This window comes from Candidatus Chloroploca asiatica (genome assembly GCF_002532075.1).
Taxonomy (GTDB): domain Bacteria; phylum Chloroflexota; class Chloroflexia; order Chloroflexales; family Chloroflexaceae; genus Chloroploca; species Chloroploca asiatica.
Genome location: NZ_LYXE01000165.1, coordinates 20668 through 28273, shown reverse-complemented (window position 1 = coordinate 28273; position 7606 = coordinate 20668). Strand labels below are relative to the sequence as shown.

6 protein-coding genes, 1 tRNA gene and 1 pseudogene are annotated in these 7606 nt (G+C 59.6%); 4 read left to right on the top strand and 4 right to left on the bottom strand.

Going from position 1 to position 7606, the window contains the following annotated elements; all coding sequences use genetic code 11:
- Positions 1–206: 206 nt before the first annotated feature.
- On the top strand, positions 207–1301 hold the full coding sequence (locus A9Q02_RS19770; protein WP_097654797.1) for an NAD(P)-dependent oxidoreductase: 1095 nt from the start codon (positions 207–209) through the stop codon (positions 1299–1301).
- Positions 1302–1378: 77 nt separating this feature from the next.
- On the opposite strand, the gene A9Q02_RS24435 is transcribed toward A9Q02_RS19770, so the two are convergent.
- The gene (locus tag A9Q02_RS24435; RefSeq protein WP_172451183.1) at positions 1379–1540 is read right to left on the bottom strand and encodes a hypothetical protein; all 162 of its coding nucleotides are present in this window, start codon (positions 1538–1540) and stop codon (positions 1379–1381) included.
- 371 nt (positions 1541–1911) lie between these two features.
- Here A9Q02_RS24435 and murA point away from each other — a divergent pair, with 371 nt between their 5' ends.
- The 3 genes and pseudogenes from murA to A9Q02_RS19755 form a co-directional block, all read left to right on the top strand.
- Complete coding sequence (gene murA, locus A9Q02_RS19765) at positions 1912–3237, top strand: UDP-N-acetylglucosamine 1-carboxyvinyltransferase (protein ID WP_097654796.1); 1326 nt, start codon at positions 1912–1914, stop codon at positions 3235–3237.
- A gap of 93 nt (positions 3238–3330) precedes the next feature.
- Positions 3331–3738, top strand: a complete 408-nt coding sequence (locus A9Q02_RS19760) for a hypothetical protein (RefSeq protein ID WP_097654795.1) — start codon at positions 3331–3333, stop codon at positions 3736–3738.
- A pseudogene (locus A9Q02_RS19755) lies at positions 3717–4847 on the top strand (glycosyltransferase family 4 protein); the annotation flags it as partial. The gene A9Q02_RS19760 and the pseudogene A9Q02_RS19755, both read left to right, overlap by 22 nt.
- A gap of 73 nt (positions 4848–4920) precedes the next feature.
- Here A9Q02_RS19755 and A9Q02_RS19750 read toward each other — a convergent pair.
- The 3 genes from A9Q02_RS19750 to A9Q02_RS19740 all read right to left on the bottom strand — a co-directional run bounded on the left by A9Q02_RS19750 (position 4921) and on the right by A9Q02_RS19740 (position 7575).
- Positions 4921–4996: transfer RNA gene (locus tag A9Q02_RS19750), tRNA-Arg, on the bottom strand.
- Positions 4997–5151: 155 nt separating this feature from the next.
- Complete coding sequence (gene hemW, locus A9Q02_RS19745; RefSeq protein ID WP_097654794.1) at positions 5152–6330, bottom strand: radical SAM family heme chaperone HemW; 1179 nt, start codon at positions 6328–6330, stop codon at positions 5152–5154.
- On the bottom strand, positions 6331–7575 hold the full coding sequence (locus A9Q02_RS19740; RefSeq protein ID WP_097654793.1) for a hypothetical protein: 1245 nt from the start codon (positions 7573–7575) through the stop codon (positions 6331–6333).
- Between the last annotated feature and the right edge of the window lie 31 nt (positions 7576–7606).

The following is a 7606-nucleotide window of genomic DNA, read 5'->3' as shown; positions in this document are numbered from 1 at the left end:
CCGGTGTACGGGCACCCCTTGCGGGTGCCCTTGCGGGTGCCTTGGCGGGGTGCATACACGGAAGATGCAATCGCCCTAAGCGCTGGTATCGCTTGCATAGCATGAAGGAAACCGCTACTATACCAGCGTGGAAAGAGGTATCTGATGGCGTAAGGAGCCACCCAACTCCCAGACGCATCGCCCAGCCCTGTTTTGATGAGGTGCCTATGAGCGCATTCCCCGAACATGACGCCCCAGCCGCCGCCTATGACCTGATTCACTTCGAGGCACTTGGCCCCGAGGCCGATCATTTGCGGGAAGCAACCAGCATAGCGATGGAACGTGGCGAACTTCCACCCACGCACACCTCTTTGATGACGCCGCGCACGGTGCAGGACTACCTGGAGGAGCATCCTGAAGCACGGCTTCCGAGGCTCATCACGCTCAAAACCCACTCGGTTTTGCCCGCGAACTATCTGGCAGGCGCCAAGAAGAGCGTGATCACACGAAGTGCAGGCTATGATCACCTCGAACATCTGGCCGCCACGGTCAATCTCGCCTCCCTCCGCGAGTACTGTGTCACGGCGGTTGCCCAAACCGTCATGAAATTGCTCTACGCTGCGGCAGGCGAACTGAACCATTATACGCACCAGACGGCGACCTTTGACCGCAAGAATTCACGTGCGTTCATCGAGCTAGGCCCGCACAAAAGCCTGACGGTCTATGGCGTTGGCAAGATCGGCAAGCGTGTCTATGAACTGGCCGCCGCCAATGGGTTGTCCGTTCAGGGCGTTGATCTCCGCCAAGATGCGCTAAAAAACGTATACGGTGAGGGTTTCACGTTTGTTTCCAAGGACGAAGCAATTATGTCAAGTGATATCATCGTCAACGCAATGAACCTCACCAAAAACCAGGCGAGTCCTTTGTATAATGTTGGCTATTTCTCGCAAGCCTATCTCTCCAGGGCACGCGATGGACTCATCTTTATCAATGTAACCCGAGGCGAAATTGCGCCCGAGGCGGGCCTATGGGATCTCTATCGTGCCGGAAAGATCATGGGCCTGGGGCTCGATGTCTTTTCGTCAGAGGCAGAATTTGCGACCCTGGTGAGTAGCGATGAAAAAGTTGGCGATGATCATGCGGCGGCCCGCCATATGGTACGCAAGGCGCTCGATCGCAGTGCTAACATCTACGTGCAACCTCACCAGGGCTTCAATTCGGATCTTGCTGCCAGAACCAAAGCGTTCGAAGCCATCAAACATGTCGTTGCCTGGCATCGCAACCAGGGAACCTGCTTTGATGAACAGTTGCCCTATTATTGAGCAAGAAACGTCTGCTGGCAGGGCGTTCGTGCGGTCGCTCAAAGCCAGCGCAACCGGCTTTGGGCGACCACACTTGGCTAACGCTTGACATCTGGCAAGTAGACCTTTTGATCACGCACGCCTGGTATCGGGGTCGGGGTTGGCGATGGCTCATTGCCAGGGTTGACGCGACTCCAGTCGGGATGGCGACTGACGCCGTCGTTCGTCAACGGCCACATCAGGTTGGGCGGGTTCAACACGCCGCGATGGTCTTTCAGCAATACATCCGCACAAGCCTACGAAGATGGACTTCGCTTCCCATCGCCGAGCGCTTATGGTTTTCAAGCATGAAATCAGGTAGTGCCAACTTCAGTCGACTGAGCAAGAAGCCGACTGAAGTTGGCACTCCCATAGACCCGATATAAGACTGCATATTCATGAGCGCGACGGTACCAAGCGGAGCGCCGAGGATGTAGGCAAAGACTATAACGCCGACGGCATGGCACGCGCCAGAGCCTCTTGGTGCGTAAGATTGCAACCAGTAGTTGTTAGTTGTTCTCAGCGCAACATGGTGTATGATCAGAGGTATGACGGGCTATGCTAAGAGCCTGCATATGAGGAGATACACCGTATGGCTAGTGATGAGTTTGTCTATCGCATCCGCGGTGGCGAGCCAGTCGTGGGGCATCTGACGGCGCTCGGAGCCAAGAATTTTGCGACCAAGGCGATGGTGGCCGCACTGTTGGCCGATACCCCGACCCAACTCTTGAATTGTCCACCGATTGGTGATGTTGTGATTACCCACAGTATGCTCGAAGCGATTGGCGCGAAGATTCACGCCGATGGCACGACGTTGACGATTGATCCGACGGACATCACGTCGTCGCAGGTGCCTATTCCCGACTCGGGCAGCAATCGGATTCCGATTCTGTTACTCGGTGCGCTGTTGCACCGTTTTGACGAGGTCGCGGTGCCGGTTGTTGGTGGCTGCCGGATCGGGGAACGCCCAGTTGATTTTCACTTGATGGCAATTGAGCACTTTGGTGGCACGGTGACAACCACGAGAGAAGGGTATGTCGCCCATCGCCGCGGGCGGCTCCGTGGCACGCAGATCCATCTGCCCTACCCAAGCGTCGGTGCCACCGAGACCTGTCTCTTTCTCGGCGTGATGGCCGAGGGGCGCAGCCTCATTGCGAATGCCGCGATTGAACCCGAGATTGTCGAGTTGATTACGATGCTCCGTTCAATGGGGGCGGTCATCTTTACCTCCGCCGGGCGCGAGATTGTGATTGAAGGGGTGCCGCAGTTGCTCGGCACACGCATGCCGATCCTCGGCGACCGGATCGAGGCCGCCTCGTGGGCGTGTCTTGCCGGGGCGTCAGACGGCGATATTACGGTGAGCGGCATTGATCCGAACCACCTGGGCAATTTCCTGGCCCATTTTCAACAAGTTGGTGGCGGCTTTGAATTGCTCGAACCGCGCAAGGTGCGGTTCTTTCGCCGTCGGGAATTGACCCCTACCGTGGTTGAGACCGATGTCTACCCTGGGTTTTCGACCGATTGGCAACAGCCTTTTGCCATCATGCTCACCCAGGCGCACGGTATTTCGATCATCCACGAGACGGTCTACGAGAATCGTTTTGGCTACCTCAAGGCGTTGAACGAACTGGGGGCCAACACCCAACTAACCACTCACTGTCTTGGTGGTTTGGACTGTCGTTTTAGCAATCAGAACCACGAACATAGCGCGATCATCGTCGGGCCAACGCCCCTCGCGTCAGACGAGACGATGATTACCATTCCCGACCTCCGCGCCGGGTTGGCGTATATCATTGCTGCGGCGATTGCGCGTGGAACTTCGTATATCCGTGGCATTCACCTGCTCGAACGCGGCTATGGCGATGTTGTCCCGCGCCTCACCCAGATGAATCTGCAGATCGAACGGGTGTTACGTTAATGGATGCTGGCGAAAACGATCAGCTGCGCTGATCGTTTTCACCAGCATATGCACAGGTTTTTAGGGCGACAGGCATCCTGCTAAGGAGAAACTATGGGTTCATGGACTGAACTTGACGCAATCTATCCGCCGGGGCGCCTCTCTCCGGCAGCGGCGCTCGTGACGGCGCTCGGTCATCTTGCCGGGGCGCACAGTCTCTATGTCAATGGGCAGGTCGCCCCGTTCTGGCCCAAGGGTCTGGCATCTGATCGTGAGTTGCGCGCTCGCGTTGAGCACTACCTCACTGAGGTCAGTTGCGCACAGTTTCTCGATGAGGCCCGCCAACTGCTGAGTCTCCATCAAAAACAACTTGTCGCCGCAGCGTTGCGCCAGGCGGCTCAGGCCAACGGAACGCAAGAGGCGCTGGTTGCCCAGCTCATCAGCGGCCTCGGGCTGGATCCGGCGCAGCCTGATCCGTCTCCCGAAGTGCTGCAACGCGGATGGGAAGCTTTTGCGCAATGAAGGTGCCAACTATTGCGATTGATGCCAGTCGGCTCAGTGCGTCCCATCGCACCGGTACCGAGCGTTATAGCTATGAGGTGATCGCGGCCCTGGCGCAGCTTGACCAGTGGCATCACTATGTGCTCTACACCAACGGCATGCCGCCCGACCTGCCCCCGCTCGGGGCCAATGTTCGCCTGCGCAACATCCCGTTGCGGCGGCTCTGGACCCATGCGCGGCTCGGGCCGACGACGCTCTTCGAGCAACCCGATGTGCTCTTTGTGCCCGCCCATGTGGTACCGCTCGTCGCCGCCCGCCCGAGCGTTGTGACGATCCACGACCTTGGCTACCTGGCCTTCCCCGAGGCGCATACGGCACGACGACGACTCGAACTCGATCTGACGACGCGCTGGAGTCTGCGGGCCGCCCGGCAGGTGATCGCGATCTCGCAGGCGACCAAGGCCGATCTGGTGCGCACCTATGGGGCCGATCCGTCGCGCATCCAGGTAGTGCATCACGGCCTCAGTACAACGTTTCAGCCGATTGATGATCCGGCGCAGGTGGCCGCGACGTGTGCGCGTTACAATTTGCTGGTGCCAGGCACACACCAGATCCGGCCCTACCTGCTCTATCTTGGCACCATTCAGCCCCGCAAAAACCTGGTGCGCCTGCTCGACGCCTTTGCCCGCGCCTTGCCGCACCTTGCACAGCCAGGCGTGAGTGGCCCTCCGCTTCTGGTGCTGGCCGGGCAACGCGGCTGGCTCAGCGATGCCATCGAACGGCGCGTCGCTGAACATGATCTCGGCGACCTGGTACGCTTCCCTGGCTACGTGCCCGACGGCGACCTAAACGCCCTTTTGACCGGAGCAACGGCGTTTCTTTTCCCGTCGCTCTACGAAGGTTTTGGCATGCCCGTGCTCGAAGCAATGGCCTGCGGAGCGCCCGTGCTCACCTCCACCAGCAGCGCCCTCCCCGAAGTCGCTGGCGACGCCGCGCTGCTGGTCGATCCGACCGCGACCGAAGCAATGGCCGCAGGTATCGTCCAACTTGTGCGGGATGCCGCACTACGGACGAGCCTGCGCGCACGCGGGTTTGCCCGTGCCGCCACCTTCACCTGGGAAGCAACGGCGCAGGCAACGCAGCAGATTCTGCTTGAGCGTATCAAAGAGGGAGGGAAGAGCGGAAACGCAAAAACCGAGGCGATGGCGGGCCGGGAGGGATTCGAACCCCCGACTCGCAGTTCCGAAGACTGCAGCTCTATCCCCTGAGCTACCGGCCCTCGCCGCGTGTAGTCTAGCACAAGGATCGCAGATTTGCAAAAAGCTTCCGGGAAGCTTGCGCGGTGGTGGCAGCATGCTCATCGGTGGTTCAGGCACGTCGGTGCGCCATGACATCTTCGCGCAGAGCTTCCCGGAAGCTGGGTCGCACCCCCGTTCACACAAACTTGGCAAAGACCTGGTTGCCGACCATGCGCCCTCGCGCCGTGAGTCTGATCCGATCAGTGTGGCGTTCGAGCACGCCCAGATCGATCAGGTGCGCAAGCGTGGGGCCGTAGGCCTCGTCAAGCCCAAGGCCGCACCGAGCCATAAAATGCGCCTGGCTGACCCCCTGGTTCAGACGCAAGCCCATCATCATTGTTTCGGCTCGCAGATCTTCGGGCGTCAATGCGGTCACGGTCGCTACCGGCAAGGTGCCCTGCGCAACCGCCTTGATATAGGCGTCAATGCCAAGGATGTTGGCATAACGCCGGGGATAGAGATGCCCATGCGCACCGGCACCCACCGCAAGATAGTCGCTGTTGAGCCAGTAAGCCAGGTTGTGGTTACAGGCATACCGGGGCAGGCGACCATCCTCGGGGGTGCTGCGTGCCCAGTTGCTAATCTCGTACTGTTGATAGCCCGCCGCCGCAAATTGCGTCATCGCCGCTTCGTACATTGCGGCTGCCGCATCATCGTCAGGCACCACCACATTGCCAGCAGTAACCTGCGCAAAGAGCGGCGTCTGCTCTTCAAGAATCAGCGAGTAGAGCGAGAAGTGCTCGGCACCCCAGGTGGTAATCGCAGCGAGCGTCGCTTCCCATTGCACCAGATCTTGCCCTGGCAGACCAAAGATGAAATCGAGATTCAGATTGGTAAAGCCAGCCTCCCGCGCCTCTTCAAAGCTCTGCCGCGCTTCAGCCGCTGTGTGAATCCGCCCGAGCACCCGGAGCGTCGGATCGTGCAGACTCTGCACGCCCATGCTTAACCGATTGATTCCGAGGCTGCGCAACCCGCGCAAATAGTCACGCCCGAGCACCGTGCCCGGATTCGCCTCACTCGTAATCTCGGCCCCCTCCAGCGGTACGAGGGCCGACGCAGCCTCAAGGATGCGTTCAAACTGGCCCAACGAGAGCATCGTCGGGGTACCACCACCAAAAAAGATGGTCGGTGGCAAGGCCGCCGCCTCAGCCGAGCAGGGCACCGGAACGTGATCCTGCGCGACACGCATCCGCAACTCAGTGCAGAGCGCTTCGACATAGGCCTCGATCCGGTGCTCCATATTGGCATACGTATTAAAATCGCAATAACTGCACCGACGATGGCAAAAGGGAATATGGAGATAGAGGTGTTGCATCTATTCTTCTGGGGCCCAGGCCAGGCCATTGATAAACATCCGCGCCGTCGGCAGATCGACCGGCGAACCTTCACGCGGCAACCAGCGCAGCACCGGGCGGTTATCCTCGCCCTCGGCCTCGACAAAGGAGCCAAGCGCCACAAGCGCACCTGATCCATCAGGTGCCCAGAGCACCCCATCAAGACGGCGCGCAAACGACGGCCCAAGCGGTGTCGGGCTTGCCTCGGGCGAATCAAACCGTACCGGGGCAAAGGTCGCCCCCGTAATCAACCCAGCCAGATCACGTTGAAGCTGCGCCAGGAAAAATTGCACTGCTTGCCCAGGCAAGCCCAGCGGCGCACGCGCAAAGATGTCCGGCTGCGTCAACAAAGGCACAGCCACCCCATCACTGCGTTGTGCGCGCCAGAGGGTCGGGCCATCCTGGCCCTGGTCGCCATCCACCCGCACCGCAAGCAAGAGCACCGCATCACTCGCGGTTGTCCAGACGGCTTCATCACAAAGCACCTGCACGCCCTCAGGGACGGTGATGCGCGTCACCTCGCCGTTCTCAAGCGCCATCACGCCCAGCGTACAATCTTCATAAAAGAGGGCAAAGACCTCGACTAACAAGGCCGTGCGATCTGGCGCAAAGGCCACCGGACGATAGCCACTGACCGTACGCGCCGGATTGACCGGATCATCAACCGGGTCATCGGGGCGTAACAATTCAAGCGCCCCACCCTCACGCGGCAAACGATAGATGCCACTCGGCACATTGGGATCGGCAGGCTGCCGATTATTGAGCAGGCGGAAGATGATCGCACTGCTATCAGGCGTAAAGAGCAGGTCGCTCAGTTCGTGCTGCGCCTCTTCATAGATGACGCGCAGATCCTCGCCGCGGCCATCGGTCAACACCAGGCGGTCGGCGGTCACATCACCCACAATATAGGCCAGCGTGCCATCACTGGCAACAGTAAATTCAGCAATCGCTTCGACCCCAGGAAGCTCAACACGTTCAGCCGTGATAACTGCCCGTGTAACCATATCGCGCTCGATACGGGCAATCTGACCACTTTCCAACACATAGAGCGGAGCCGGCAACAACTGCGCGGTAGCAACAGGCTCATCGGGCGGCGGCGGCCCGGGTACCGGGTCGGTTGGACGAACGGCACTCGTTGGTGACGGGGCAGGCGGGGGTTGAACCTCAGCTTGAGCACAACCCGTCAGCAACAGTGTCAGCAGGACAAACGCAAGAAAAGCTCTCATAGCACATAGTGTACCGTATTCCGGGTACCCT